Here is a 26,619-nt window from a genome sequence, read left to right as displayed (position 1 = left end):
TAGTAATGAACTCAGAAGTAAAAACGTTACACGCAAAAGAAACAATTTCTCATCCCTCTTTATGGGACACATTAAAAAAACATTATGAACTTGTATTTGCATTGGCATCTGGTATTTTTATTTTAGCTGGCTGGCTATTCACAAAGAACGATGCAATGAATGCAGGTATTACTTGCTATATCCTTGCTTATATAGTTGGTGGATATGCAAAAGCGAAAGAAGGAATTGAAGATACGATTGAAGAAAAAGAGCTAAATGTTGAAATGCTAATGCTCTTTGCAGCTATCGGTGCTGCAATTATTGGCTACTGGGCAGAAGGGGCTATTTTAATCTTCATCTTTGCGCTCAGCGGTGCTATGGAATCTTATACATTAAGTAAGAGCCAAAAAGAAATTTCCGCTCTTCTTGACTTACAACCCGAAGAAGCATTACGCATTTCCAACGGAACAGAGGAACGTATTCCTGTTGGAGAGTTACAAATTAACGACATTATTTTAATTAAACCAGGTGAACGTGTTCCTGCTGACGGTACGATTCATAACGGTGAAACAAATATCGATGAAGCAGCAATCACGGGAGAACCTATTCCAAATGAGAAAAGACATGGCGATGAAGTATTTGCAGGTACTGTAAATTTACGTGGTGCTATCGAAGTTAAAATTACGAAGCCGAGCGATCAAACATTATTCCAAAAAATTATCCGTCTCGTACAAAGTGCACAAAGTGAAAAATCACCATCACAACTATTCATCGAAAAGTTTGAAGGAACATACGTAAAAGGTGTACTACTCGTTGTTGCGCTTATGATGTTCGTTCCTCATTTCTTACTTGACTGGAGCTGGAATGAAACGTTTTATCGCGCTATGATCTTACTTGTAGTCGCATCTCCTTGTGCACTCGTTGCTGCCATTACACCAGCAACGTTATCTGCAATTTCTAACGGAGCAAGAAATGGAATTCTCTTTAAAGGTGGCATACATTTAGAACGCCTCGCTTCAGTAAAAGCAATCGCCTTTGATAAAACAGGAACATTAACAGAAGGAAAACCTACCGTAACAGATATATATGTTCGAGAAAATATGACAGAAAAAGAAGTACTTTCTATTACAGCATCAATTGAAAGTCACTCTACACATCCTTTGGCTGAATCTATTGTTAAATATGCACAACATGCGTACGACATTACATTAAAAAAACCAGAAAAGGTTGAAGATGTAACTGGTTTTGGGCTAAAAGGAATATTCGAAAACAACGCTTATAAAATAGGTAAAGCTGATTTTATCGGTGAAGAAACAAAAACATTTCATAATGGTATTTCTGCCTCACTTGAAAAGGAAGGTAAAACTGTCGTTTATATTAGTGATGAGGGAGGCATTCTTGGACTTATCGCTTTAAAAGATACGCTTCGCCAAGAAACAATAGCTGCTATTCGTGATTTACAAAGCATTGGTGTCGAAGCAATTATGATTACTGGAGATAATGAAGAAACGGCAAAAGCAATTGCCTCTGAAAGTAATATAAAGGAATATTACGCATCATGCTTACCAGAAACAAAAGTTGAAACGATTAAAAAGTTAAAAGAAAAATACGGTACAGTAGCAATGGTCGGAGACGGTATAAATGATGCACCTGCACTAGCTACTGCTAGCATTGGTGTCGCAATGGGAGAAGGAACAGATGTAGCTTTAGAAACTGCGGATGTTGTACTGATGAAGAACGAACTATCTCGTCTTTCTCAAGCAATCCGTCTATCAAAACGAATGAATCGTATTGTGAAGCAAAACGTAATCTTTTCGCTAGTCGTTATTGCCATGCTAATTTGTTCAAACTTCTTGCAATTTTTAGCTCTTCCATTCGGTGTTATTGGCCATGAAGGAAGTACGATTCTTGTCATTTTGAATGGCTTACGATTATTAAAAGGAAGCAAATAAAACGGGTCCCTCATAGAGGACCCGTTTTTTTTAATGATAGCTATTATGACCGTTCGCACTGCTACTCGTTTTATGCTTTGGATGCGAACTGCTCTTTTGTTTATTATTACTTTTATTATTATGGTTCTTTTTATTATTACTCATGAAATATCCCCCCTGTTCCTTTTTATTATGGAACAAGAGCTCATTATTCATTACGGGAATTATTGTCACCGGTTCTATAATGGTGGAGTAAACCATTAATTTCACCGCCAAGTAAAATTACCCATCCAGTTAAGTAAAACCATAACATTAAAATAATGATACCACCGAGACCACCATATGTATTGGCGTAATTCGCAAACTTATCTACATAATAAGCAAATGAGTACGATACCACAATCCATCCTACAGTAGCAAATAACGCCCCTGAAATAACTTCTCTTCTTTTTAACTTTCGATCTGGTGCAAATGTATATAAGAAACTAAACAAAGCAAATAGCACGAAGAAACTCGCTACTAATCGTGTAATGCTCCATACGAAAGAAAAGCTATCTGATAAACCGAGTGCTTTAAACACTGCTGCTCCAATAACTTGTCCGAATACCGGAACAATTAACGCAAAGACAATCATAAAAATAATAGCTAATGTAAACACAATTGATAACGCTCTTGTTGTAATAAAAGAACGTGTTTCCTTCACGTCATAAGCGCGGTTAAAAGCATTCATAACCGCATTAACACCATTTGAGGCAAACCATAACATGGATAATAAACCAAATGATAATAAACCACCATTTTGCTGGTTTACAACTTTATCTACATTTACCTCAATTAAGTTCATTGCATCATCTGGTACATAAACCTCTAATAAACTAAGCACATCCTCTGTTTGAATGGGAATAAATCCAAGAAGCGTAATTAAGAAAACGAGCCCAGGAAAAATTGCAAGCAAGAAGAAATAAGCGAGCTGTGCTGCCAAGCCCGCTACATCATCGCGCATCGTCCGGTCATACAAATCTTTACCAAACGAATAAGTACGATTTCTTCTCACCTTTTCTAAAATTTTTCTCATATATGTTTAAACGCTTTTCTTCTCTTCTTTATCTTGCTTTAACTCAATGTACGCTTCAGTTTTTTTTTCCACTGCATTTGAGTCTTTCATAAATAATTCACGCGCTTCTTTCATACCACCATCTTCAGCAACTATTGGCTCTTCTTCTACTTTCAACTCATCTACCTTTGGAGATACAGCTTGAATTTCAATCGTTTCTGGCTTTTCTTCTGGCTCAACTTTTTTCTTACTAAAAATTTCTTTCGTTTCTTTTAACGTCTCTACAACAGATGGCGTTAATTTTTTAATTTCTGCTACTTTCGCTTTTACCACATTGAAATCAGCAAGTTCGCGTCCTTTATCTGTAACAGTTTGCACTTTTTCTTTGATCTTTGCATTTTCGCCAATTTCAATCATCTTTGTTTTTGCTTTTTCTGCAGTATTTTTTACTTTTTCACGATTTTCTTTCTTCAACATAGATACAGCTACACCTGCCGCTACACCAATCGCAATGTTTCGAGCAATATTATTTTTCTTTGCCATATTCCTTCACCCTTTCATTTCTTATGTTAGAAAGTATTTCTTTCTAAGCTTCCTCATATTCCTTGTTCATTTCGAATGAAAGCTAATAGCTTTGCACACCCTTCTGTTACAAGGTCATATACTTCTTGGAAATTCCCTGTATAGTAAGGGTCGGGAACGTCTGTCCAGCCACCGTCTGGAACAAAATCGGACAGCCTACCAATATAGCCTCCAGTTTTACCTAAACTTTTTAAATCTGCTATATTCTTGTTGTCCATGGCAATAATATAATCAAACTTTGTTAAGTCTTCTTTTTCTACTTGCCTTGCTTTAATTCCTTCAAAAGTGACTGCATTTTCTTTTAAAATTTTTTGTGTTCCTTTATGTGGCGGATGGCCAACATGCCAATCTCCAGTTCCTGCAGAATCAATGACAATTTTCTCTTCAAGTCCCTCTTTTACGACAAGATTTCGAAAAATCGCTTCTGCCATCGGAGAACGGCAAATGTTCCCAAGACAAACAAACAATACTTGAACCATATTTTTGTTTCTTCCCTTCTTGGTGCATTTCTTAATATATACTTATAGTATAAACAACCAATTATTAAATATAAAGGAAATCCCTACTAATTTAATGGGATTGAAAAGATTCATTAACGAAAATGATAAAAAATGTTAAGATAGCCTTATGTTATTTTAAAGGGGGACACTTCGGTGGATTTATCCGTAAAGTCAGAAGAAAACGTTGAATACATGGTCGAAGCTATTAAAGAAAAATTACGTATGGTTAATGCTGGAGCGATGAGAGCCGCTAGTTTTAACGAAGAAATGTACGAAGATTTACGTGACATTTATGATCATGTTATGAAACGTGAAACATTCAGCATTAGTGAAATGCAAGCTATTACAGAAGAATTAGGTACATTAATTAAAAAGTAAAAAAGCCTCTCTTATATGAGGCTCTTTTTTATTTCCAACAAATTCATGACAACTCTTCTCTTTCCCTCAACCAACTGTAAAATATTGTACAATAGAAGTAGAACCTCACCTTAGATTTTTTCTCCATACATACTACTCACAAATAATAGCAACACTACCATTGCTAACTGTTTTTACTGGAGGTGCTTACTTATGAGCAATTGGTACAGTAAGACGAAAGATCAAACATTAATTGACCTAGAAACAAACGAACAACACGGTTTAACAGATGAAATTGTAAGTGAACGTTTAAAGCAATACGGTTCTAATGAATTAGCTACAAAACAAAAACGCACTTTATTGCAGCGTATTTTCGCCCAAATTAATGACGTCCTCGTATATGTCCTTATTATTGCAGCCCTTATTTCTGCCTTTGTAGGTGAATGGGCAGATGCAAGTATCATTGCGCTCGTTGTAGTTTTAAATGCTGTTATCGGTGTCGTCCAAGAATCGAAAGCAGAACAAGCCTTAGAGGCATTGAAAAAGATGGCGACACCTAAAGCTATCGTCAAGCGAGATGGTGAACTAAAAGAAATTCCATCTGAGCACGTCGTTCCAGGTGATATCGTTATGCTCGACGCCGGACGATATATCCCATGCGATTTACGCCTGATCGAAACCGCAAATTTAAAAGTTGAAGAATCTGCTCTAACTGGTGAATCTGTCCCTGTTGATAAAGATGCAATCTACCACCCTTCCATGCAAAGTGATGAGCAAGTACCACTCGGTGATCAAAAGAATATGGCCTTTATGTCTACTCTTGTTACATATGGACGAGGCGTCGGTGTTGCTGTTGAAACTGGAATGAACTCACAAATTGGTAAGATTGCTACCCTTTTACATGAAGCTGACGATGATATGACACCACTTCAAAAAAGCTTAGCACAAGTCGGAAAGTATTTAGGCTTTGTTGCTGTAGCTATTTGTATCGTGATGTTTCTCATAGGCTTTTTACAAGGACGAGATACACTAGAAATGTTTATGACTGCAATTAGTTTAGCCGTTGCAGCTATTCCAGAAGGTTTGCCAGCTATCGTTTCCATCGTTCTTGCAATTGGTGTGCAACGTATGATTAAACAAAACGTTATCATTCGGAAACTACCAGCTGTTGAAGCCCTCGGTTCTGTCACAATTATTTGTTCAGATAAAACAGGTACGTTAACGCAAAATAAAATGACCGTTACTCACTTTTATAGTGATAACACATACGATCGTTTAGAGAGTTTAAATGTAAATAATGATGCGCAACGTCTATTGTTAGAAAATATGGTGCTATGTAATGATGCGTCTTACAATAACGAATCACAAACGGGAGACCCGACTGAAATTGCTCTTCTCGTTGCCGGAACCACCTTTAATATGCAAAAAGATCATTTAGAAAAAATACATGAACGTGTTAACGAAGTACCTTTCGATTCAGATCGTAAAATGATGTCAACTGTACATACATACGATGAAAGCTACTATAGCATGACGAAAGGCGCTATTGATAAGCTCTTACCCCGATGTACCCATATTTTTAAAAACGGCAAAATCGAGATTTTAACTGATTCTGATAAAAATCAAATATTAAAAGCTGCCAGATCAATGTCTCAAGAAGCTTTAAGAGTACTTTCATTCGCATTTAAACAATACGATTCAAACGATGTGGATATAAATCATCTTGAAAAAAATCTTATCTTTATTGGTCTTGTCGGTATGATTGATCCACCACGAACTGAAGTGAAAGATTCAATTAAAGAATGTAAAAAAGCCGGTATTCGCACAGTTATAATTACTGGTGACCATAAAGATACCGCCTTTGCAATTGCCAAAGAACTTGGCATTGCTGAAGAAATATCGGAAATTATGATTGGAACTGAATTAGATAACATTTCTGATACAGAACTAGCTAGCAAAATTAATCATTTAAATGTATTCGCTAGAGTCTCTCCAGAGCATAAAGTGAAAATTGTAAAAGCATTACGCGCGAAAGGAAATATCGTTTCTATGACTGGTGATGGTGTCAATGACGCTCCATCTTTAAAGCAAGCTGATGTTGGCGTAGCGATGGGCATTACAGGAACAGACGTTGCAAAAGGGGCAGCAGATGTCGTGTTAACAGATGATAATTTCTCATCTATTGTGAAAGCCGTTGAAGAAGGTAGAAATATTTATCGTAACATAAAAAAATCAATTCTCTTCCTACTCTCTTGTAACTTCGGAGAAATTATCGCTTTATTTTTAGCGATTTTACTCGGCTGGGCAACACCACTACGACCTATTCATATTTTGTGGGTGAATTTAATTACAGATACACTGCCTGCATTATCACTTGGGGTTGATCCTGAAGATCCAGATGTGATGAAGGAAAAACCACGACATGCGAAAGAAAGCTTATTTAGTGGCAGCGTTCCTTTCCTGATTTTCAATGGAGTTATCATTGGACTTTTAACGCTAATAGCTTTTATCGCCGGAGCAAAATTCTATACTGGAGATACAAATTTATTCCCTCTTTTCCCAGAGCGAATTGATGACGATGCTCTATTACATGCTCAAACGATGGCATTTGTCGTTCTTAGTTTTTCTCAGCTCGTTCATTCATTTAACTTGCGTTCAAGAACGAAATCGATTTTTTCAATTGGGATCTTTACAAATAAATATTTAGTCTTCTCCCTCCTTATCGGTGTTCTTATGCAAGTTTGTATCATCTCCATCCCGCCCCTTGCAAATATATTCGGTGTACATGCATTAACGATGCGAGATTGGGGATTTGTTCTCTTATTAAGTATCATTCCGCTTGTTGTGAATGAAATCATTAAATTAGTGAAGAAAAACTAAAAGGCAATGAGGAATATTCCTCATTGCCTTTTCATTTACCCTTGTAATTCTTTTTTGATATTCTCTGTTAATGTAGCCATACGCTTACGGCTTTCTTCACGCTCACGTTTGTTTTGCTCTTCAATTTGTTGTGTTTCTTGCATACCTCTTGAAATAATGTTCCAAGTTTCCTCAAGTGTTTCCATCTTAATACTAGAAGAACCTGATAATCTCGCTACTTCTACACTTTGCGTTGCGATATTTTGTGCATTTTTCTTAAGTAATTCATTTGTACGGCGATCCAGTTCAGCCATAGAATCCGCAACAAGCTTTTGACGCTTGGCATTTACCGCTTGAATGATACCATTTTTAAAGATAGGAATCGTTGTAATAAATGCTGTATTAATTTTACCAATTAATTTATTATTACCACGTTGAATCATACGAATTTGTGGTGCTGTAAGTAACGCAACCATACGTGCTTTTTCTAAATCGTCAATACGCTGTTCTAAAATTTCAACAGAGTTTTTAAGCGACTCTAATTCAATACCTGCTAATTGATCATTATTACGTACACGCTCTTCATACATCGGAACTAACTCTGTATTTAAACGCTCTAATAACATTTCTCCTGCTACTACGTACTTCTCTAAGTCTAGATAATATTTTAAGTTTTGCTCATACAAGCCATCTAACGTACCAATTGATTTTTTCATCTCATCTTGGTACTTCGTAATTTCCACATAAACTTTATCAATTTCACGGCCCATCGTTTGATACTTGCTAAAAATTTGTTCAATCATTTTATCCGCTTTTTTAAACATACGTGAAAAGAAACCGCTTTTCTCTTCCGCAAAGTCTTTACTATCGAATCGGTCCATAATTTTACCAAGCTGTTTTAATAATTCACCAGAATCTTCTATCTTTGATAATGACATTGTATGTAAAATTTGATCAGCAAAACGTGAAATTTCCATAGAAGGTTCTTTTCCAAGTTCAATTAATTCTAATTGATCTTTAATATCTACCGCATTATAAATACGTTGTACATCCGCATCTTGTCTAAGTTGTAAGCGAACATCTTGTGCTGTTTGTTCATTTAATTCTGTTTTCGGATCTAGTACGACTGGGTTATTCATATGGCATTCTCCCTTTCCTTATAAAAATGGACGAAATAGTCCTTTTATTGTTTGTGATAAATTTTTATAGGCTGATGAACCATGAAACTCAAGATCGAAATTAACCTCTTCAAGCCAATGTGAATCAAATGCCCCCGCTTCAATATACGGTTCAATATCGTTTCTTCCCGTTGGATTGAAATGAAATACATCTACTCCAATTTGATTCAAAAATAGTAATAAAACAGCATCAGAACGAGTTAACTCTCCACTCTTCTCATTATTAAATATAACAATTTTCGGTACATCTTGTGAATAATCAAATTTCTCAAGCTGTTCTAAAATATTCGGTGGTATTTGAGAAAGTTGCGCGAAAACATATAGCGCTACATCTTGTTTCGTCTCTTTCGCAATTGGTTTACACATTTCACTTTCACACGTATGGATAATCGCTTCTGCAATTCCATGCTGTAAACCTTCCGGTAAACGCTTATGCGGCCACCAATGGCTATTCATAATTAGATCAGGATGCAATTTCCCAGCTCGGTCCAATGCATCTCGATAATGATATTGGAAGTTTGCTTTTTGCTCTTTCGTAAATGGGAATGTATTAATTAATAAACTGTTATCAAATGATGTAACAGCCTTTAATCGTTGAAAATATTCTTTATCATTCTTTGAAACGCCGGATATTTTCGCAAATAAAGAAGGGATATAAATGTGTTTATTTTCAACAAAGAATGTCGGGCGTACAAACGCCTTTTCTTTCGTAATTAAAAAGAGTTCATCATATGTTGTTTTTAGTGTACGAGCTACAGGCGTATAGGAACGGAATTGCCACGGCTTGTACAGCAGTGAATTATCGTGGTGAAGTACTTGTTCAATTTCTTTCGAAGCTTGATACGCTACTGTTGCAACACGCTCACGGCGACGATCAGGGAATGGTTCAAGCGAAATGCGACTTGAATGAGATACAACAAAAGTTCTTCCCTCTTCATCAATATTTTCAAATCCATCTTTTCCTTCTGGGTGATAATAAAGCACATCACAACCGAGCATAATAAGAAAGTATAAGAAATATATACGGCTTTCCTGTGCATCACCGTACCAAATGATACGCGGCATTTGTTTCTTATAGTTAATCGTAGAGAACCACTTCGCTACGTAATTTTCGCTTAGTTTAATTATGTCGATTAAGAAACGACGGAAGCCTTCTGTCTTTAACGACTGATTATGTTGCTTCTCATATAATTTCAATAGTGAAATAAACGTCGTATGTATGTAATGCTGTAAATCAGGATTGTCTACTTTCGGTAAAAGTTGTTTCCCAGATAAGTGTGCAACTAGCCTATTTACTGTCAGACCATTTGGTGCTTCTTGATGTAATCCGAACACTTCTTGAATATGACGAAGCTTTTCCGAATCAATCACTTTGTTTAAATTTTGTTCGTGTAAAACTTCGATTCCTTTCGCTTCACTATAATCAAACAGTTCATTAAAATATTCATCTACATCATTAGGAACGCCAAGGATTCGACATGCTATATAACTAAATTTCATCTCATTCTCTGTCAGCTCATATTGTGGGCGTTTTTCTAAAAGCGTTTCAAATTGCTTTAAATCTGATTCATCTTTTAATGCATATGGTTGAAGTGTAAAACGTGAAAACACAACAGTTCACCTCCAAAAACATTTACGTTTTTTCTAAGTCCTTCTTCTATTATAAACTATTTTTGGTTATAAAAAATGGGCGCTCGCAAAACGAGCAAACCCATTTCAATTATTTATTGTCTTCTTTAGTAGCTGCAACTTCTTCTCTAGCTTGTCCAGAATTCTTCATGTAGTGAAGTATAAATGTTGCTCCAAATGCTACAACTAAAATAATAAAGAATAGTGTATGACTAATCTCAATCTCGATTAAAGACAGTAACATTTTTGCTGCAATAATTAAGATTAAAATGTATGCTGTCGTTTCAAGCTCTGGAATACGCTCTAACAATTTTAAGAATACACCAGCAATACCACGCATCATTAAAATACCTAGCATTCCGCCTAATAGTAAAATCCAAACTTCATTAGATACACCAAATGCAGCAAGTACGCTATCTACAGAGAATGCGATATCCATTAATTCAACCATCGCAACTGTTCCCCAGAAGACACCAAACATTCTAAAGAGAATACTATTTTGATTCATACCGTGAGCTTCGTCTTCTTCACTTGCACCTTTACGCTTATCAATAAAGTATTTTACTGATAACCAAGCAAGGTAAAGTGCACCAAGAAGTTTTACCCACCATAATTTAATTAAGAACATTCCGATTCCAATCGCAATAAAGCGGAACACATAAGCTCCAATAAGTCCATAGAATAATGCTTTTTTACGTTTTTCTTCCGGAAGGTGTTTTACCATTACTGCTAACACAAGTGCGTTATCAGCAGATAATAATCCTTCAAGTACAACAAGTGTACCAATTAATCCCCAAGATACTGGATCCTGCAACACTTTAATCCACATGTCCAAGTCGAAAAACTGAGCATACGTATCAAGGATTCCTTGCAAAATACTCATCTTACCTTTATCCCCTATTCTTTGCTAGATTTATAGAAAGGTCAAAAAAAGGAAACGAATATCGTTTCCTTTCTATGCATCCAAGCCATACGCTCTTACAAGCGCACCTAAACCACCTTGGAATCCACTTCCTACTGCATTAAACTTCCACTGTCCATTATGACGGTATAATTCACAAAAGACAACTGCTGTTTCGATGGAGAAATCTTCCCCTAAATCAAAACGAAGAACTTCTTCACTCGTTTCTTCATTCGCTAAACGAACAAACGCATTTCCTACTTGCCCAAAGTTTTGACTACGGCCTTCTGCATCATAAATCGTAACTGTAATAGCAATTCTGTGCACATCTGCTGGAACTTTCTTCAAGTCCACAACAAGTTGCTCATCGTCACCTTCACCTTCACCTGTACGGTTATCTCCTGTATGTAAAACAGATCCACAAGGAGACTGTAAATTATTATAGAAGATAAAATCAGTTTCCTTCGTACATTTTCCGTTTGCATCTAATAAAAAGGCAGATGCATCTAAATCGAAATCGGCTCCGCCGTCATAAGATTTAATATCCCATCCAAGACCAATTACTGCTTTTGTTAAACCAGGGCTTGTCTTACCTAAATCGATTTTCTGGCCTTTTTGTAATTGAATAACCATCTATATTCACCTCTATATTTTTATCTTTAAAAATATATCCATCAGTAAACATACATTTCACCGATGGATATATAAATCAAATCTATTACTCTACATCTAAACCAAAGTTATTACATAGAGACGCTAATCCACCTTGGAATCCACTTCCGATTGCATTGAATTTCCAATCACCTGCATGACGATATAATTCACCTACTACTACGGCTGTTTCAATAGAGAAATCTTCTCCTAAATCGTAACGAATTAATTCTGCATTCTTTTCTTCATCAAGAATACGTACGAAAGAATTAGAAACTTGTCCGAAGTTTTGGCTACGGCCTTCTCCATCATAAATTGTAATTGTGAAACAAATACGTTCGATGTGAGCAGGAACATTTTTCAAATCTACTTTAATCGCTTCGTCATCGCCTTCACCTTCACCAGTGCGGTTATCTCCTAAATGCTCTACAGCACCATTCGCACCTTTTGGATTATTATAGAAAACGAAATCTTCAGCTCCTGAAACTTTACCATTCGCGCCTACTAAGAAAATACTAACATCTAAGTCGAAATCGTTTTGTCCGTCATAACGATTCGTGTCCCAACCAAGTCCTACAAGAACTTTCGAAAGACCTGGATTCGTTTTTGTTAAGTCTACCTTTTGTCCCTTTTTCAATGAAATTGATGCCATATACAATTCCTCCTCGGTTATTTTATTGATAACGTGATACAATCTCACTTAAGTTTTTATCTTGCGTGCCTTCTCCAACTGCTGAAAACTTCCATTCACTTCCGTGACGATACATTTCACCTGCAATTAGAGTTGTTTTGCCAGCATAATTATCCGATAAATTATAGCGTGCTAATTCTTCACCAGTTTGCGGGTTTTGAATACGAATATATGCATTACGAATCATCCCGAAATCTTGACGACGATTTACACAGTCATAAATATTTACAACGAATACTAAACGATTAATACGGCTTGGAACTTTATGTAATTCTACGAAAATTGTTTCGTCATCACCAGCGCCTTCACCTGTTAAATTATCTCCTGAATGAATAATACTACCACAAGTAGAAAGTTTATTTCCGAAGTAAACTAAATCATTTTTGTTTAAAAAACGATCTCCTTCTAACATAACAACAGATGCATCACAATCTACATTTGGTTTACTTCCAAATAATGAAGACAGAAATCCACCTGATTGCCCAATTGGATCCCAGCCTAAGCCAACCTGTAGTTTTGCTACTTTTGGTTGTCCTTTCGTTAAATCGATCTTTTGACCTTTTTCTAAAATAATAGGCATGAAGTTTCTCCCTTTCTACAAAGCATTTTCCAAATCGGAAAATATTGTATTCTTCTCTTATATTGTAGCATTATTTACCTAGCGATAAAAAGGATAAATTCTCAGTTATATGAAAACATTCATATAATTTACTTATGATGATGTAAGAAGTGGTAAATAGCACCAATCATTCCTGCACAATTACCGTTTTGCGCAAGTTCAATCTCACAATTATTATAAATCTCTTGATTTAAGTATTTACTGACCTCTTCTTTTACTTCTTTTAAAAACTCATTTCCTCTATCGGTAATTCCTCCACCAATAATAATCGTTTCTGGATTAAAAATATAAGCAAGATTACTAATTCCGATTGCCAAATGTTTAAAGAAAATCCCAACTGCTTGAGCAACTTCCCGATCCCCTTTATCATACAACTCGAAAATTCTTTTCCCATTCCACTCGCCTTTTCCTTTATATTTGCTTACAAGTCGAATTAATCCTGCAATCGAAGCAACCTCTTCAAACGTTTTTCCTTCTATTAACATATTCCCCCATTCACCAGCACTAAATGAATGTCCTCGGTACAATTTTCCATCTATAAAAATTGCTCCCCCAATCCCTGTTCCAAGGGTGAGCATAATAAAGTTATCTTTCTCTCTTCCACTACCATTCCACTTTTCTCCAAACGCTGCACAATTCACATCATTGTCAATCGATACTGGAACTTTTAATATCTCTTGCAATCTATCAATAATAGGAATAGTACTATATCCCGGAATATGATCCGCACCTCCCGTCACAATTCCTTTATTAATATCAACAATTCCCGAAGTGCTAATACCAATTCCTGCAATAGTATGTTCATTCATTATTTTTTTTGATACATATATAAGTTTTTGAATAATTTGTTCTCCGCCTAAATGAATTTCTGTTGCAACTGTTTTATGCTTTAATACTCTCCCTATTTCTGAAACAATACCATACTTAATTTGCGTACCGCCAATATCAAACGCTATATACTCTTTCATCTGCTGCCACTTCCTCTACCGTTATGAATGTAAATTCTCCCCCTCTACTATTTGCAGGAAATCTACATTAACTCTTTTCTGCTTTGACAAATACACCACCTTTTTCTATATATAGTTTTTTTTGCATAAAACTCTTTTTCCTAAGAAATATTACAAAGGGATGTATTTTAGATGGAACATTAATCTCTTAGGAGGAAAACCATGACGAAAATCTTCATTTTAGCATCAACACTCTCTTTATCTTTTTTTAGCGGTTTAAATATCGGTAATGCTGCAACTGAAAACTTCCAACCATTAACAAACGCTATTGTACAAAATAGCGATCATTTTGCAGAAGGAAACTCAAAGGATAATAATATACCTCCAGGAAATAACGGTTCTCAGGACGATACTGGTTCTGGTGACAATGGTTCTGGCGGTAACGGTTCTGGTGGCAATGGTTCCGGCGGTAACGGTTCTGGTGGCAGTGGCTCTGGTGGCAATGGTTCCGGCGGTAACGGTTCTGGTGACAACGGTTCCGGCGGTAACGGTTCTGGTGGCAATGGTTCTGGCGGTAACGGTTCTGGTGGTAGTGGCTCTGACGGCAGCGGTTCCGGTGGCAATGGTTCTGGTGGCAACGGCTCTGGCGGCAGTGGCTCTGGTGACAACGGTTCTGGCGGTAACGGTTCTGGTGGCAATGGTTCTGGCGGTAACGGTTCTGGTGGCAGTGGCTCTGGTGGCAATGGTTCTGGTGGCAACGGCTCTGGCGGCAGTGGCTCTGGTGACAATGGTTCTGGCGGTAATGGTTCTGGCGGCAATGGTTCTGGCGGTAACGGTTCTGGCGGCAATGGCTCTGGTGGCAATGGTTCTGGCGGTAACGGTTCTGGCGGTAACGGTTCTGGCGGCAATGGCTCTGGTGGCAATGGTTCTGGCGGTAACGGTTCTGGCGGCAATGGCTCTGGTGGCAATGGTTCTGGCGGTAACGGTTCTGGCGGTAACGGTTCTCAAGGCGGCAATCGTGTTAAAGGTGATAGCAGTTCTCAAGGGGGTAATGGCTCTCAAGGTGGCAATCGTGTTAAAGGCGATAGCAATTCTCTGGAGGGCAACGGTTCTCAAGGGGGTAATGTAAAAGGTAATACGAAAAAACAAGGTGATAAATTACCTAATACTGCAACGCATTACCCTATATCTATTTTAATGGGGCTTTCAACATTCCTAATTGGTATGTTACTGTTTATTCGTCGTAAAAACGTAAAATAAGAACAACATCCTTCCATCTAAAAAGTACATGAAATACTGTATAAAACTAAAAAGGACTTTGGATTACATTTTATTATGCAGCCCAAAGTCCTTTTATCACCTATCAGAAAAAGTATTAATACGCTTTTCCCCAATACACCATTTGTTTAGCTTCTTTACCACAACAAATACATTCTTCAGCTAAATGCTCTTGCTCAAAAGGCATACAACGTGAAGATACGCCAACTTCTTCTTTTAGTTTTTCTTCACAAGCTAATTCCCCGCACCACATTGCCTTAATAAAGCCTTGCTTTTCGTCAGCTATTTTTTTCATCTCTTCGAAATTTGTCGCAACATACGTATTCTCATCGCGAAATGCTTTTGCTTTATTAAATAAAGCAATATGAATTTCTTCAAGTAATGCTGGAATACGTTCTTCTAATTGATCCATTGGTACAAACTCTTTTTCCTTCGTATCTCTTCTTACAAGTACAACTTGATTCTTTTCAATATCTTTAGGGCCAACTTCTAATCGAATTGGAATCCCCTTCATTTCATACTCATTAAATTTCCAGCCTGGTGTTTTATTACTAGCATCTATTTTTACTCGTGCAACCTTTTGAATATGTGCTTGTAACTCTGTTGCTTTTGCTAAAACTCCTTCTTTATGCTGAGCAATTGGTACAATAACAACTTGCACTGGAGCGACTTTTGGTGGCATTACAAGTCCATTATTATCACTATGAACCATTATTAGCCCGCCTATCATTCTTGTTGATACACCCCAAGATGTTTGGTGCACATATTGCCACTTACCGTTACGATCTAAAAACTTAATATCAAATGCTTTAGAGAAATTCGTTCCAAAGTTATGAGAGGTTCCTGTTTGAAGTGCTTTTCCATCATGCATTAAACTTTCAATTGTATAAGTTGCCTTTGCTCCAGCAAACTTCTCTTTTTCTGTTTTTTGTCCTTTAATAACTGGTATTGCTAAATAATCCTCACAGAAAGAAGCATATAAGTTTAAAATATTTAATGTTTCAGCCTGCGATTCTTCTGCCGTTTCATGGATTGTATGACCCTCTTGCCATAAAAATTCAGTCGTACGAAGGAATGGCCTAGTTGTCTTCTCCCAACGAACTACTGAACACCACTGATTATATAACTTTGGCAAATCATTATAGGATTGCACAATTTTTGAAAAGTGCTCACAGAATAAAGTTTCAGATGTAGGACGTACACAAAGTCTTTCCGCTAACTTTTCATCTCCGCCATGCGTAACCCATGCTACTTCAGGAGCAAATCCTTCAACATGATCCTTCTCTTTTTGCAATAAACTCTCTGGGATAAACATTGGCATATATACATTTTCATGGCCAGTTTCTTTTAACTTCTCATCCATCACCTTCTGCATATTCTCCCATAAGGCATAACCATACGGACGTAAAATCATGCATCCTTTTACACTTGAATAATCAACAAGTTCGGCTTTTTTTACAATATCGGTATACCACTGCGCAAAGTCCTCTTCCATCTTCGTAATGGCTTGCACTTGTTCTTTTGCCATAGTCAGTCTTCCTCCTTCTAGAAAATACAAAAAAGCCCGCGTCCCTAAATAGGGACCGAGCTTTGTCGGCGTTACCACCCTGATTCATGCACAAAAATTGCGCATGCTCTCTTTTTGATAACGGGAAATTCCCGCTGCATATGCAGAACTCAAAGGCAGGTTCCATATTGCCTTTTTAAGAATCTTTCAGCCTGACGGATTCTCTCTCTGCTAAAAAGGTTGAACATGTACTAGTCCTTTTTCATCGTTATAACGAAATAAATTTGTTGATTATCATAATATAAATTTCAACCCAAAACAAGAGTGAATTTTCTTATTTTTATATTCTTTTCATTTTTTACAGTTTTATACGTAGCTTTTTCGCGTAATTTTTACAAGTTGATGTGCAATCATACCGATAAGTGTACCAAGTAGGACGAAGAAACCAATAAATCCATATCCCATTCCTTCCCACCCACCAATAACCATCATTGTAACGGGAAAGGATGCTAAGCAAAGAAGTATTAAACTAAGTGCAAATATAATATCGAACTGTTTGTCTGGAAACCGTTTCTTTAGTAAATATGAAATAGCAAATACAAGGATAATCGTGACTCCGCCAATGATGTAAAAGATACCAAATCCATCTAACCAATCCATAGTGTTTCCTCCTTCCATAGATTCCCTTATACTTAATTATATGTTTAATTTTTCTGAAAATAAATAATAAATTTTCACATAGAAATATATTTTTATTACTAGGTATTAATAGTAATATATAAGAATAGGTTTTATATAATCAGGAGGGAACTTTATGGATAAAGCATTAACAAACCATGTCATTATTTTATCATTCGACTGTTTATCAGCTTTAGATTTTCCTATACTACAAAAACTACCTCATTTCCAATCTCTAATAAAAAAGGGCACGGTTGTCGAAAAAGTAGAACCAATTTATCCTTCTGTAACATATCCAAGCCACTCAACAATCGTAACCGGTAATTACCCTAACAAGCACGGTGTTGTTAGCAATACGTTACTTCAACCAGGGCGTGAATCACCTGATTGGCATTGGTACCGAAAATCAATAAAAGGAACAACATTGTATGATGAAGCGCGCAAAGCAAATTTAACGACAGCTGCCCTTCTATGGCCTGTTACTGGAAGAGCGAATATTGATTACAATTTACCAGAAATTTTCCCCAATAGACCTTGGCAAAATCAAGTGTTAGTTTCCTTATTTAGCGGTAGCCCACTATACCAATTAGATTTAAATCGTCGTTTCGGCCATATAAGAAATGGTTTATCACAACCAGAACTGGATGATTTCGTCCTCGCCTCTGCTGTGCATACAATCCAGACGAAAAAGCCTAATGTCATGTTTGTACATTTCACCGATTTAGACACACAAAGACACTATCACGGCTTTGAATCTAACGAAACAATAGCTGCTATCCAGAGACACGACGAACGTCTAGGGAAAATTATTCAAGCACTAAAAGAAAGTGACTTATACGAAGAAAGTACAATTATTGCCCTTGGTGATCATAGCGCTTTAAGTGAAAACAAATCCATCCAATTAAATGTGCTATTCCATCAAAGAGGACTTATATCTCTTAATAAAAAAGGAAAATTAGTAGACTGGAAAGCCTATTGCCAAAGTTGCGACGGCTCTGCCTATGTATATGTAAAGGACAAAAATGATACGGATACAATTCGGGAGGTACAACTACTCCTTGAAGAACTACTTCAAAATAAACAAAACGGAATTGAATTTATACTTCATGATGAAGCTGCCAAAGACTGCGGTGCAGATGGTAATTGTTTATTCATGTTAGAAGCACGAGAAGGGTATTATTTCACTGAAAACTATACAGGAGATTTTATAAAAGAAATTACCGAAAAAGATGTTACGCCTAGTAAAAAATATACATTTGGTACGCATGGATACTCTCCAACAAAACCTAACTATGAAACAATTTTTATCGCTGCTGGGAAAGGGATAAAAAGCGGCATTACCATACCGTATATGAGACTTATTGATGAGGGCCCAACTATCGCTAGACTACTCGGTTTACACTTAGGTGAAACAGACGGATCAATTGTAGAGGATTTACTCCAATTGTAAAGAACTGTGTATATATGTAAAAGTTATGTAAAATTCATCATTGTTTCTCTTTTTATAATTTTTATTTTTGTACACTGTTAGTAAAACAAATTTGAGGGGGAACATTATATGAAAAAAATGTCCAGACAAGAAAAAAGCTGGATATTATACGATTGGGCGAACTCCGTATATTCGCTCGTCATTACAACTGCATTATTTCCAATTTACTTTAAAGCAGCTGCAAAAGAAGCGGGTTTATCTGGGGCAACTTCAACAGCATATTGGGGATATGCAAACTCATTCGCAACACTTTTAATTTCTATACTTGCTCCTATTCTTGGCACAGTTGCTGATTATAAAGGATTTAAAAAACGTTTTTTCACATTCTTCTTTGGACTCGGTATCGTATTTACAAGTATGTTAGCAGTCGTTCCAACCTCTCAGTGGTACTTATTGCTAGGGTGCTATATGCTCGCCTTAATCGGCTTTGCTGGAGCAAACATTTTTTATGATGCATTTTTAGTAGATGTCACTTCTGAAGATAGAATGGATCGAATTTCTACGAGAGGTTTCGCTTTAGGCTATATTGGGAGTACTATTCCATTTATCGGTTGTATCACTCTTATCATTCTTGCTCAAAAAGGAACTATCCCTTTATCAGTTGGCATTGCTAGTCAAATTTCATTCGCGATAACAGCTCTTTGGTGGGGGTTATTTACAATTCCAATGCTAAAAAACGTAGAGCAAACGCACTATATTGAACGTCATCCAAGACCTATTAGAATGAGCTTCAAACGCCTTGCTGATACTTTTAAAAATATTAAAGAATATAAAACTGTATTTATGTTTCTAATCGCTTACTTTTTCTATATTGACGGAGTCGATACGATTATTACTATGTCTACCGCTTACGGAACCGATCTCGGTATTAGTGCAACGAATCTATTAATCATATTATTTGTAACACAAATTGTCGCTTGTCCATTTGCTTTACTATATGGAAAACTATCTGAAACATTTACTGGTAAAAAAATGTTATATGTCGGTATCATTATTTATATCATTATTTGCACATATGCTTATTTCTTAAAAACGACACTTGATTTTTGGATTTTAGCAATGTTAGTTGCTACATCTCAAGGTGGTATTCAAGCACTAAGTCGTTCATACTTTGCAAAACTAGTACCTAAAGAATCTGCAAATGAATTCTTCGGATTTTATAATATATTTGGCAAGTTTGCCGCGATTATGGGTCCAGTATTAGTCGGTGTTACAACCCAATTAACAGGAAAAACAAACGCTGGTGTTCTTAGTATTATTGTTCTGTTTATTATCGGAGGATTTTTACTAACTAGAGTTCCAGAAAATAATACATCCGTTACACCACCTAGTCCAAAGACTAAAACGCTATAAGAAAAGATCCTCTTCTCATAAGAAGAGGATCTTTTTTATTTTTAAAGGTGCGACTTATAATGAACGACTCTACTGCTTGTACAAAAATAATTTATCAACAGTTGTTCCTAATACTTCAGCTAAACGGAATGCTAACGCTAAACTTGGATCATATTTATTATTCTCAATTGCATTTATCGTTTGTCTAGAAACCTTACATTTATCAGCTAATGCGCCTTGTGAAATATTATTTTCAGTGCGTAATTCATAGATCTGATTTTTCACACCATTGCTCCTAACCTGTAAAATCGTTTTTACAACATCAGTATATAATTGGCTCATATAGTTGTCAAAAGTTCCTCAAAGAAAAAGGGAGCAATATTGCTCCCTTACAATAGTTATTTCGAAGCTAACGAATTTGTTAGTGCCTCTTTATTAGCAACATCTTCTTTTTTTATTTGCATACGTAGAACTGGCCCTATCGCTAATAAAATAAGTGCCATTGCTATACAAAACACAGTAACTAGTGAAGTTAGTTCCTTTAATCCTCCAGCTAGTGAAGTTCCAATTAGCATTGCCCCCATAAACAGTGGTAAAATCGTCCCATTTACTCTTCCAACCATATTTTCTGGTACAAGTTGAATCATAAGCGTACCGACAACAATATTAACACAAGCTAAACAAATACCTGTTCCAAACCTCATGAAACTAGTAATCCAAAATGATGTAGATAGCCCTTCTACTAAAAATGACATTGCTAATATGCCCATACCGAATACAAACATTTTTTTCGGATTCACTTTTGAAGCGAAAATTGCAGCAACAATACCACCAATTAACATACCTATTCCATCAGCTGCAGCTAAATATTGAACTGCTTCCTTTTCCATTCCAAGGCGTTCTATTACAAGAAACACCTCTAATGGAGTTGTTAATCCAACAGCTAAGCCTATAATGGTGAAAGTGATCGTAATCATACGTAAATTTTTCGTATGAAGAACATACTTCCAACCTTCTTTTATATCATTTTTTAATGAATCTCTCGCCACTTGCTCTTTTTCAACCCATTTTGGTAAAAATGAAAGGGCGATAGCAGATAACAAAAATAAAATGATTAAGCTATATAGTGACGTAAATAAACCAAGTTGTGTATACACAAGCGATCCTACCACTGGTCCAAAAATCAGAAATAATGACTGTAATGTTTGGTTAAATGCAATTGCATTTGCTACCTCTTCTTCTTTTACATAGCGCTTAAATATGCGCGAAGATGAGGGCTGAGAAAACTGGCCTACAATCGCGGAAATGAGTGTTGCAAAAAATATAGCCTGCCAATAATCCAGCTTTAACAACAGGACAATTCCTATAATAGACAGTACACTTAATACATCTCCAGCGACCATTGTTCTTTTCGGATTCCAGCGATCAGCTAGCGCACCACCGATAAACGAGAAAATAAAAATAGGTGCATATTCCATAACTGATAACAAAGAAACAGAAACCGGATCATTATTCGTTCGCTCCATTATGAAATATAAAAGAGCCATATTTCTGATCCAAATTGCAAATTGTTGTAAAATATCAGATGCCATAACGAGCATAAATGCTCGGTTTTTAAATAAAGCGTTCATTTTCATCCCCCTTTTACAAACCGACCGTTCGGTCTATTTTATTTTGTAAGAAAAGCAACTGACCTATTATTCAGCTGCCATTCCTTTTAACAATACATCTATTGCCTTTTTATAAATACGCTTCAACTCTTTATAATCTAGCTCGTAGTAAAGTACTCCAAGCCCTGATAATAATCCATTCACAATATACATAAGATCACGAGTATTATCTTCACGGAACTCTCCAGACTGTATACCTGCTTCAATTAATTTCTCAAACATAACATATGATTCTCTAGTTAAAGCTAATAGTTCCTCCAAAATCTCTTTACTTACAACTTGACTCATAGAGAATTCCTCTATTGCATTTGAAATTGGTTGCTGTATGTCCTCTACATGATATTCCGCGAGACCATATAGTTTTTCAGTACTAGTGCTATACAACTTCTCTTTTTCATTCCATTTTTCAACCCAATCATACGTATGCTGTTTCACTACAAATAAAAATAATTCTTCTTTACTTTTAAAGTGATAATAAATGCTTCCTTTACTTCGCTCTGTAATTTCACAAATCTCTTCCATAGATGTAGCTGCGTAGCCTTTCTGTGAAAATAGACTTTTTGCTTTATATGCAATTTCTTTCTTTATCTCTTCTGCGCTTCTTCTCATATTCACACCTCTTTAAACCGACCGTTCAGTTTAATAATAACAAATCAAAAACCTCTATCGCAAGAGGCTATATTCCTTATTTAAGAAAACGTACTTTCAAACCAAGTTCGAATCATATGTATGGTTCCAAACTTAAATGCTAATTTAACAAAAAACACGCCTCCCGCAGCTAATAAAAATAACACTATTTTCCCCTTATTTTTCACTTTCGGTTCCCTTTTCATTTCCATTCCCCTTAGTATGTTAAAAATATTAATCAAACGTTTGTTTAACTGTGTTTATGCATATGTAAGCCAACTAATCAAACGTTTGTTTAAAAAGAAATACGCCTATATAAGGCGCATTTTCATCAATCACCACCGCCACCGCAGCTTCCCCCGCTATCTCCCCCAAAAGACCCTCCACAATCATGTGAACCGCCATCATGCGAGCTATCATTATCCGATCCAGCAAAGAAAAATAATGGTGATGAGCTGTTAGATGAATTATGTATGTTATTTTGTTTCGCCAAGTTCACCTTCTTTTTGTTCGATCGAACTGCTGTTACGATTATTCCAACTACAACAAATAATAGTATGACAATAATAAATCCCATATAAAAGCCTCCCCTATTCCTCGAATAATTGAATGATTCTCTCTAGATTTTCAAGTGAAATGAAGCGTGATTCACGAAGAATTTCTTTTCCATTATGAAATAATAAAATTGTTGGCCCTGTAAATACTCCATATCGCCCCGCAATCTCTTGCATGTCTTGTAGTAATATCTCTATTTTCTCTACGTAATCATAATTCTCTAATACGCAATTTACTTTTCTTAGCATAACATCACAAACACCACAATTTTCCGTTTTAATAAACAGAAGTACCAATTGTTGTTCTTCGATATAGTTCGCTAATTCTTCTATCGTTTTAAATGTAGTCATCTTATCCCTCTTAGCGTAATTTACGAAATACTTTGTCTTGATACATACGAAAAGCTGAACTATCTTTAATCTTTCTCTTTTCCATTACCTGCTGAAAACGAAGCGTTTTTGCTGTTAACTCTTCTCGTAATTTCTTTCTCTCTTCTTCATCATAACAGCAAGCAATTAGATCCTCTATTTTTAATATATCTTTTTGTAGTTCCATTTCTGGTGGAATCATTCCCGCATTTTTTAAAATTTTATAACTCATTCTAAGTTCTGGAGGTACCATTGAAAGATCTTCTAATTGTAGTGGTTTTCCTTTTCCCGGAAGATAATCAAGATCACCATTCCGTATTGCTTGTCGAATTTTTTCTTCAGCAATGTTCAAAAACACATCCACACTATTCCCTCCTTTACATATTTTTACTATTATTTTACATGATATTTCCTTATCTTTCTATGCCTTTAATAATTGGCTCCATACAATTTTTTCTCAAATTTATTTATAATGAGCTTTTTCCTCCCATACTGATCTTTCGTTTTCATATACAGTTTGTATTCAAGCCTTTTTGTATTGAGAAAGTCTTTTTCAATTTAATAAAGCGTTTACACTAAATCTTACATTTGTTACGATTTAATCACCCCCAGCTCCCTTGTATAGACTTCGTGATGTCTGATCATTTTATCTAGACGTTTTATACGTCTAGATTCATTTTGATTTATTGGCGTATGCCTTTAAATATATCTTTTATTTTGAAAGGAGAAATGGCTATGAGGTCTCAAAAATTCACACTGTTATTACTATCCCTACTACTTTTCTTACCTCTTTTTCTCACAAATTTTATTAATCCAAATCTCGCATTAGCAGATTCACCAAAGCAAAGTCAAAAAATTGTTGGATACTTTCCTTCGTGGGGCGTTTACGGACGTAATTATCAAGTTGCTAACATTGATGCATCAAAACTTACTCACCTTAACTATGCTTTCGCGGATATTTGTTGGAACGGAAAACATGGAAACCCTTCTACTCATCCTGATAATCCAAATAAACAAACGTGGAACTGTAAAGAATCTGGTGTACCATTGCAAAATAAAGAGGTTCCTAATGGTACTCTCGTACTCGGTGAACCATGGGCTGATGTTACCAAATCGTATCCTGGCTCAGGGACAACTTGGGAAGATTGCGATAAATATGCCCGTTGCGGAAATTTCGGGGAACTAAAACGATTAAAAGCTAAATATCCTCACTTAAAAACAATTATTTCCGTTGGTGGCTGGACTTGGTCTAACCGCTTTTCTGATATGGCCGCTGATGAAAAAACAAGAAAAGTATTTGCTGAATCTACAGTAGCTTTTCTTCGCGCATATGGGTTTGATGGCGTAGATTTAGACTGGGAATATCCGGGCGTTGAAACGATTCCTGGTGGTAGTTATCGTCCTGAAGATAAACAAAATTTCACTCTCCTTCTTCAAGACGTCCGAAATGCTTTGAATAAAGCAGGTGCTGAAGATGGCAAACAATATTTACTAACAATCGCTTCAGGTGCAAGTCAACGCTACGCTGATCATACAGAACTAAAGAAAATTTCTCAAATACTCGATTGGATTAATATTATGACATATGATTTCCACGGCGGATGGGAAGCTACTTCTAATCATAATGCAGCTCTATATAAGGATCCAAATGACCCAGCAGCAAATACGAATTTTTACGTAGATGGTGCTATAAATGTTTATACAAATGAAGGTGTTCCAGTCGATAAACTAGTATTAGGCGTACCCTTTTACGGACGTGGCTGGAAAAGTTGTGGCAAAGAAAATAACGGACAATATCAACCTTGCAAACCAGGTAGTGATGGGAAACTTGCTTCTAAAGGTACTTGGGATGATTACTCTACCGGTGACACAGGTGTGTATGATTACGGTGATTTAGCAGCCAATTACGTTAATAAAAATGGTTTTGTACGCTACTGGAATGACACAGCTAAAGTACCTTACTTATATAATGCAACTACAGGCACATTTATTAGCTACGATGACAATGAATCTATGAAATACAAAACAGACTATATAAAGACGAAAGGTTTAAGTGGAGCAATGTTTTGGGAACTAAGCGGAGATTGCCGTACAAGTCCAAAATATAGTTGCAGTGGTCCAAAATTACTTGATACGCTAGTAAAAGAATTACTTGGTGGACCTATTAGTCAAAAAGATACTGAGCCACCAACGAATGTTAAAAACATTGTAGTTACGAATAAAAACTCAAACTCAGTTCAATTAAACTGGACTGTATCTACTGATAACGTAGGAGTTACGGAATATGAAATTACTGCTGGAGAAGAGAAATGGAGTACAACAACAAATAGCATTACAATTAAAAACTTAAAACCTAATACGGAATACAAATTTTCGGTAATTGCCAAAGATGCAGCTGGAAATAAATCACAACCTACCGCTCTTACTGTCAAAACGGATGAAGCTAATACGACACCTCCTGATGGAAATGGTACTGCTACATTTTCAGTCACTTCGAATTGGGGCAGCGGTTATAACTTCTCGATTATAATCAAAAATAATGGAACGACTCCTATTAAAAATTGGAAATTAGAATTTGATTATAGCGGCAATTTAACACAAGTTTGGGATTCTAAAATTAGTAGTAAAACAAATAATCATTATGTAATTACAAACGCAGGATGGAATGGTGAAATTCCTCCTGGTGGATCTATTACAATTGGCGGTGCAGGAACAGGTAATCCTGCCGAACTTTTAAATGCCGTCATTAGCGAAAACTAGACGTAATATCCATTAATTACTTCAATAAAGTTTGAATTTAGGTTTGAGCAATACCTCCTAAATTCAAACTTTCAATTTTATGAAAAATCAGAAATATCACAATGACCTACTATAATTATATTTAATTTCTAATATGAAGTTTATATGAAGTTCATTTGAATTTTACATGAATTCCCTTTAATTTCTATTGTCTTCCTATAATATCCATATTATCCTTTACATAAAGGAATTATTTTTATTCCACTTTGAACTATCTATATATATAAAGAAGGATAGTCACCTGTTAGGGAAAGGCTTTCGTATTATAAATATAACAAAAGAAAAAGCACGCTTATAAGCGCACCATAAGAGTGCTTCTTCATACAATTCTCATGTAAGAGTTCTCGAAAATCATGTTAATCACAAAGAAAAGGCATTAGCTCATAAAAGCTAATGCCTTTTCTTTATTCATATTGTTGAGTATTCCATTCTTCTATA

At 36.0% G+C, this 26,619-nt stretch carries 26 protein-coding genes and 1 other annotated feature; of the genes, 7 read left to right on the top strand and 19 right to left on the bottom strand.

Features of this window, described 5'->3' with window-relative positions:
• Positions 1 to 5 precede the first annotated feature (5 nt).
• Entirely contained in the window at positions 6 to 1,931 is a 1,926-nt protein-coding gene (locus NST90_RS02295) for a heavy metal translocating P-type ATPase (protein WP_025710259.1), read from the top strand.
• Between the two features lie 187 nt (positions 1,932 to 2,118).
• On the opposite strand, the gene NST90_RS02290 is transcribed toward NST90_RS02295, so the two are convergent.
• Genes NST90_RS02290 through NST90_RS02280 form a run of 3 tightly spaced genes read right to left on the bottom strand, consistent with a single transcriptional unit; the run spans position 2,119 to position 4,025 of the window.
• Complete coding sequence (locus NST90_RS02290) at positions 2,119 to 2,985, bottom strand: YihY/virulence factor BrkB family protein (RefSeq protein ID WP_001226536.1); 867 nt, start codon at positions 2,983 to 2,985, stop codon at positions 2,119 to 2,121.
• A 6-nt stretch (positions 2,986 to 2,991) separates the two neighbouring features.
• Positions 2,992 to 3,507 (bottom strand): DUF4075 domain-containing protein, encoded by a 516-nt coding sequence (locus NST90_RS02285; protein WP_001085389.1) that lies wholly within the window; start codon positions 3,505 to 3,507, stop codon positions 2,992 to 2,994.
• A 53-nt stretch (positions 3,508 to 3,560) separates the two neighbouring features.
• Complete coding sequence (locus NST90_RS02280) at positions 3,561 to 4,025, bottom strand: low molecular weight protein-tyrosine-phosphatase (RefSeq protein WP_000250916.1); 465 nt, start codon at positions 4,023 to 4,025, stop codon at positions 3,561 to 3,563.
• A 174-nt stretch (positions 4,026 to 4,199) separates the two neighbouring features.
• Between NST90_RS02280 and NST90_RS02275 the strand changes: the two genes are divergently transcribed.
• Both NST90_RS02275 and NST90_RS02270 read left to right on the top strand, forming a co-directional pair.
• Positions 4,200 to 4,424: a DUF1128 domain-containing protein gene (locus NST90_RS02275; protein WP_000366196.1), complete on the top strand. Its 225-nt coding sequence runs from the start codon at positions 4,200 to 4,202 to the stop codon at positions 4,422 to 4,424.
• Between the two features lie 192 nt (positions 4,425 to 4,616).
• On the top strand, positions 4,617 to 7,283 hold the full coding sequence (locus NST90_RS02270; protein ID WP_283748304.1) for a cation-translocating P-type ATPase: 2,667 nt from the start codon (positions 4,617 to 4,619) through the stop codon (positions 7,281 to 7,283).
• Positions 7,284 to 7,318: 35 nt separating this feature from the next.
• On the opposite strand, the gene NST90_RS02265 is transcribed toward NST90_RS02270, so the two are convergent.
• The 7 genes from NST90_RS02265 to NST90_RS02235 all read right to left on the bottom strand — a co-directional run bounded on the left by NST90_RS02265 (position 7,319) and on the right by NST90_RS02235 (position 13,899).
• On the bottom strand, positions 7,319 to 8,401 hold the full coding sequence (locus NST90_RS02265) for a toxic anion resistance protein (protein WP_001064409.1): 1,083 nt from the start codon (positions 8,399 to 8,401) through the stop codon (positions 7,319 to 7,321).
• Positions 8,402 to 8,419: 18 nt separating this feature from the next.
• A complete protein-coding gene (locus NST90_RS02260) occupies positions 8,420 to 10,051 on the bottom strand; it encodes a YceG family protein (protein ID WP_000492859.1) in 1,632 nt (543 codons plus the stop codon).
• A gap of 109 nt (positions 10,052 to 10,160) precedes the next feature.
• Positions 10,161 to 10,952, bottom strand: coding sequence for a TerC family protein (locus NST90_RS02255; RefSeq protein ID WP_000025704.1), 792 nt, complete (start codon positions 10,950 to 10,952; stop codon positions 10,161 to 10,163).
• A 72-nt stretch (positions 10,953 to 11,024) separates the two neighbouring features.
• On the bottom strand, positions 11,025 to 11,603 hold the full coding sequence (locus NST90_RS02250) for a TerD family protein (protein WP_000236643.1): 579 nt from the start codon (positions 11,601 to 11,603) through the stop codon (positions 11,025 to 11,027).
• An 85-nt stretch (positions 11,604 to 11,688) separates the two neighbouring features.
• Positions 11,689 to 12,273 carry a TerD family protein gene (locus tag NST90_RS02245; RefSeq protein WP_000146726.1) on the bottom strand — a complete coding sequence of 195 codons (585 nt, stop codon included), beginning with the start codon at positions 12,271 to 12,273 and terminating at the stop codon, positions 11,689 to 11,691.
• Between the two features lie 22 nt (positions 12,274 to 12,295).
• On the bottom strand, positions 12,296 to 12,892 hold the full coding sequence (locus tag NST90_RS02240; protein WP_001121586.1) for a TerD family protein: 597 nt from the start codon (positions 12,890 to 12,892) through the stop codon (positions 12,296 to 12,298).
• A 128-nt stretch (positions 12,893 to 13,020) separates the two neighbouring features.
• Positions 13,021 to 13,899 (bottom strand): ROK family protein, encoded by an 879-nt coding sequence (locus NST90_RS02235; RefSeq protein ID WP_074618909.1) that lies wholly within the window; start codon positions 13,897 to 13,899, stop codon positions 13,021 to 13,023.
• A 201-nt stretch (positions 13,900 to 14,100) separates the two neighbouring features.
• Here NST90_RS02235 and NST90_RS02230 point away from each other — a divergent pair, with 201 nt between their 5' ends.
• On the top strand, positions 14,101 to 15,138 hold the full coding sequence (locus NST90_RS02230) for a cell wall anchor protein (protein WP_339201049.1): 1,038 nt from the start codon (positions 14,101 to 14,103) through the stop codon (positions 15,136 to 15,138).
• Positions 15,139 to 15,253: 115 nt separating this feature from the next.
• Here NST90_RS02230 and proS read toward each other — a convergent pair whose 3' ends face one another.
• Both proS and NST90_RS02220 read right to left on the bottom strand, forming a co-directional pair.
• Positions 15,254 to 16,684, bottom strand: coding sequence for a proline--tRNA ligase (proS, locus tag NST90_RS02225; protein WP_001040985.1), 1,431 nt, complete (start codon positions 16,682 to 16,684; stop codon positions 15,254 to 15,256).
• 47 nt (positions 16,685 to 16,731) lie between these two features.
• Positions 16,732 to 16,938: a binding site (T-box leader), on the bottom strand.
• A 91-nt stretch (positions 16,939 to 17,029) separates the two neighbouring features.
• On the bottom strand, positions 17,030 to 17,323 hold the full coding sequence (locus tag NST90_RS02220; RefSeq protein WP_000383865.1) for a YesK-like family protein: 294 nt from the start codon (positions 17,321 to 17,323) through the stop codon (positions 17,030 to 17,032).
• A 154-nt stretch (positions 17,324 to 17,477) separates the two neighbouring features.
• On the opposite strand from NST90_RS02220, the gene NST90_RS02215 reads away from it, so the two are divergent.
• Both NST90_RS02215 and NST90_RS02210 read left to right on the top strand, forming a co-directional pair.
• The gene (locus tag NST90_RS02215; protein ID WP_000356414.1) at positions 17,478 to 18,791 is read left to right on the top strand and encodes an ectonucleotide pyrophosphatase/phosphodiesterase; all 1,314 of its coding nucleotides are present in this window, start codon (positions 17,478 to 17,480) and stop codon (positions 18,789 to 18,791) included.
• A gap of 108 nt (positions 18,792 to 18,899) precedes the next feature.
• Complete coding sequence (locus NST90_RS02210) at positions 18,900 to 20,183, top strand: MFS transporter (RefSeq protein WP_000738816.1); 1,284 nt, start codon at positions 18,900 to 18,902, stop codon at positions 20,181 to 20,183.
• 69 nt (positions 20,184 to 20,252) lie between these two features.
• On the opposite strand, the gene NST90_RS02205 is transcribed toward NST90_RS02210, so the two are convergent.
• From NST90_RS02205 to NST90_RS02175, 7 genes are all read right to left on the bottom strand, one after another.
• Positions 20,253 to 20,504: a helix-turn-helix transcriptional regulator gene (locus NST90_RS02205; RefSeq protein ID WP_002023181.1), complete on the bottom strand. Its 252-nt coding sequence runs from the start codon at positions 20,502 to 20,504 to the stop codon at positions 20,253 to 20,255.
• Positions 20,505 to 20,560: 56 nt separating this feature from the next.
• On the bottom strand, positions 20,561 to 21,793 hold the full coding sequence (locus NST90_RS02200; protein WP_044307350.1) for an MFS transporter: 1,233 nt from the start codon (positions 21,791 to 21,793) through the stop codon (positions 20,561 to 20,563).
• A gap of 66 nt (positions 21,794 to 21,859) precedes the next feature.
• Positions 21,860 to 22,441: a TetR/AcrR family transcriptional regulator gene (locus NST90_RS02195; protein WP_001254452.1), complete on the bottom strand. Its 582-nt coding sequence runs from the start codon at positions 22,439 to 22,441 to the stop codon at positions 21,860 to 21,862.
• Positions 22,442 to 22,521: 80 nt separating this feature from the next.
• On the bottom strand, positions 22,522 to 22,665 hold the full coding sequence (locus NST90_RS02190; RefSeq protein WP_000817973.1) for a hypothetical protein: 144 nt from the start codon (positions 22,663 to 22,665) through the stop codon (positions 22,522 to 22,524).
• A 125-nt stretch (positions 22,666 to 22,790) separates the two neighbouring features.
• A complete protein-coding gene (locus tag NST90_RS02185; protein WP_000505774.1) occupies positions 22,791 to 23,036 on the bottom strand; it encodes a hypothetical protein in 246 nt (81 codons plus the stop codon).
• A gap of 13 nt (positions 23,037 to 23,049) precedes the next feature.
• A complete protein-coding gene (locus NST90_RS02180) occupies positions 23,050 to 23,364 on the bottom strand; it encodes a thioredoxin family protein (protein WP_000206514.1) in 315 nt (104 codons plus the stop codon).
• Positions 23,365 to 23,374: 10 nt separating this feature from the next.
• Positions 23,375 to 23,746 (bottom strand): DUF1992 domain-containing protein, encoded by a 372-nt coding sequence (locus NST90_RS02175; RefSeq protein WP_000382375.1) that lies wholly within the window; start codon positions 23,744 to 23,746, stop codon positions 23,375 to 23,377.
• Positions 23,747 to 24,117: 371 nt separating this feature from the next.
• On the opposite strand from NST90_RS02175, the gene NST90_RS02170 reads away from it, so the two are divergent.
• Complete coding sequence (locus tag NST90_RS02170; RefSeq protein ID WP_061113718.1) at positions 24,118 to 26,142, top strand: glycosyl hydrolase family 18 protein; 2,025 nt, start codon at positions 24,118 to 24,120, stop codon at positions 26,140 to 26,142.
• Positions 26,143 to 26,619: the final 477 nt, after the last annotated feature.

Origin of the sequence: Bacillus sp. FSL E2-8900 (assembly GCF_037966225.1) — a bacterium.
Classification (GTDB): domain Bacteria; phylum Bacillota; class Bacilli; order Bacillales; family Bacillaceae_G; genus Bacillus_A; species Bacillus_A cereus.
This window is presented reverse-complemented; position numbering and strand designations above follow the sequence as displayed.

Bases quoted from the DNA above. Each gene is read 5' to 3' on its own strand.
- NST90_RS02295 (WP_025710259.1), top strand. From the start codon at position 6: ATGAACTCAGAAGTAAAAACGTTACACGCAAAAGAAACAATTTCTCAT.
- NST90_RS02290 (WP_001226536.1), bottom strand. From the start codon at position 2,985: ATGAGAAAAATTTTAGAAAAGGTGAGAAGAAATCGTACTTATTCGTTT.
- NST90_RS02285 (WP_001085389.1), bottom strand. From the start codon at position 3,507: ATGGCAAAGAAAAATAATATTGCTCGAAACATTGCGATTGGTGTAGCG.
- NST90_RS02280 (WP_000250916.1), bottom strand. From the start codon at position 4,025: ATGGTTCAAGTATTGTTTGTTTGTCTTGGGAACATTTGCCGTTCTCCG.
- NST90_RS02270 (WP_283748304.1), top strand. From the start codon at position 4,617: ATGAGCAATTGGTACAGTAAGACGAAAGATCAAACATTAATTGACCTA.
- NST90_RS02265 (WP_001064409.1), bottom strand. From the start codon at position 8,401: ATGAATAACCCAGTCGTACTAGATCCGAAAACAGAATTAAATGAACAA.
- NST90_RS02255 (WP_000025704.1), bottom strand. From the start codon at position 10,952: ATGAGTATTTTGCAAGGAATCCTTGATACGTATGCTCAGTTTTTCGAC.
- NST90_RS02250 (WP_000236643.1), bottom strand. From the start codon at position 11,603: ATGGTTATTCAATTACAAAAAGGCCAGAAAATCGATTTAGGTAAGACA.
- NST90_RS02245 (WP_000146726.1), bottom strand. From the start codon at position 12,273: ATGGCATCAATTTCATTGAAAAAGGGACAAAAGGTAGACTTAACAAAA.
- NST90_RS02240 (WP_001121586.1), bottom strand. From the start codon at position 12,892: ATGCCTATTATTTTAGAAAAAGGTCAAAAGATCGATTTAACGAAAGGA.
- NST90_RS02235 (WP_074618909.1), bottom strand. From the start codon at position 13,899: ATGAAAGAGTATATAGCGTTTGATATTGGCGGTACGCAAATTAAGTAT.
- NST90_RS02230 (WP_339201049.1), top strand. From the start codon at position 14,101: ATGACGAAAATCTTCATTTTAGCATCAACACTCTCTTTATCTTTTTTT.
- proS (WP_001040985.1), bottom strand. From the start codon at position 16,684: ATGGCAAAAGAACAAGTGCAAGCCATTACGAAGATGGAAGAGGACTTT.
- NST90_RS02220 (WP_000383865.1), bottom strand. From the start codon at position 17,323: ATGGATTGGTTAGATGGATTTGGTATCTTTTACATCATTGGCGGAGTC.
- NST90_RS02215 (WP_000356414.1), top strand. From the start codon at position 17,478: ATGGATAAAGCATTAACAAACCATGTCATTATTTTATCATTCGACTGT.
- NST90_RS02210 (WP_000738816.1), top strand. From the start codon at position 18,900: ATGAAAAAAATGTCCAGACAAGAAAAAAGCTGGATATTATACGATTGG.
- NST90_RS02205 (WP_002023181.1), bottom strand. From the start codon at position 20,504: ATGAGCCAATTATATACTGATGTTGTAAAAACGATTTTACAGGTTAGG.
- NST90_RS02200 (WP_044307350.1), bottom strand. From the start codon at position 21,793: ATGAACGCTTTATTTAAAAACCGAGCATTTATGCTCGTTATGGCATCT.
- NST90_RS02195 (WP_001254452.1), bottom strand. From the start codon at position 22,441: ATGAGAAGAAGCGCAGAAGAGATAAAGAAAGAAATTGCATATAAAGCA.
- NST90_RS02190 (WP_000817973.1), bottom strand. From the start codon at position 22,665: ATGAAAAGGGAACCGAAAGTGAAAAATAAGGGGAAAATAGTGTTATTT.
- NST90_RS02185 (WP_000505774.1), bottom strand. From the start codon at position 23,036: ATGGGATTTATTATTGTCATACTATTATTTGTTGTAGTTGGAATAATC.
- NST90_RS02180 (WP_000206514.1), bottom strand. From the start codon at position 23,364: ATGACTACATTTAAAACGATAGAAGAATTAGCGAACTATATCGAAGAA.
- NST90_RS02170 (WP_061113718.1), top strand. From the start codon at position 24,118: ATGAGGTCTCAAAAATTCACACTGTTATTACTATCCCTACTACTTTTC.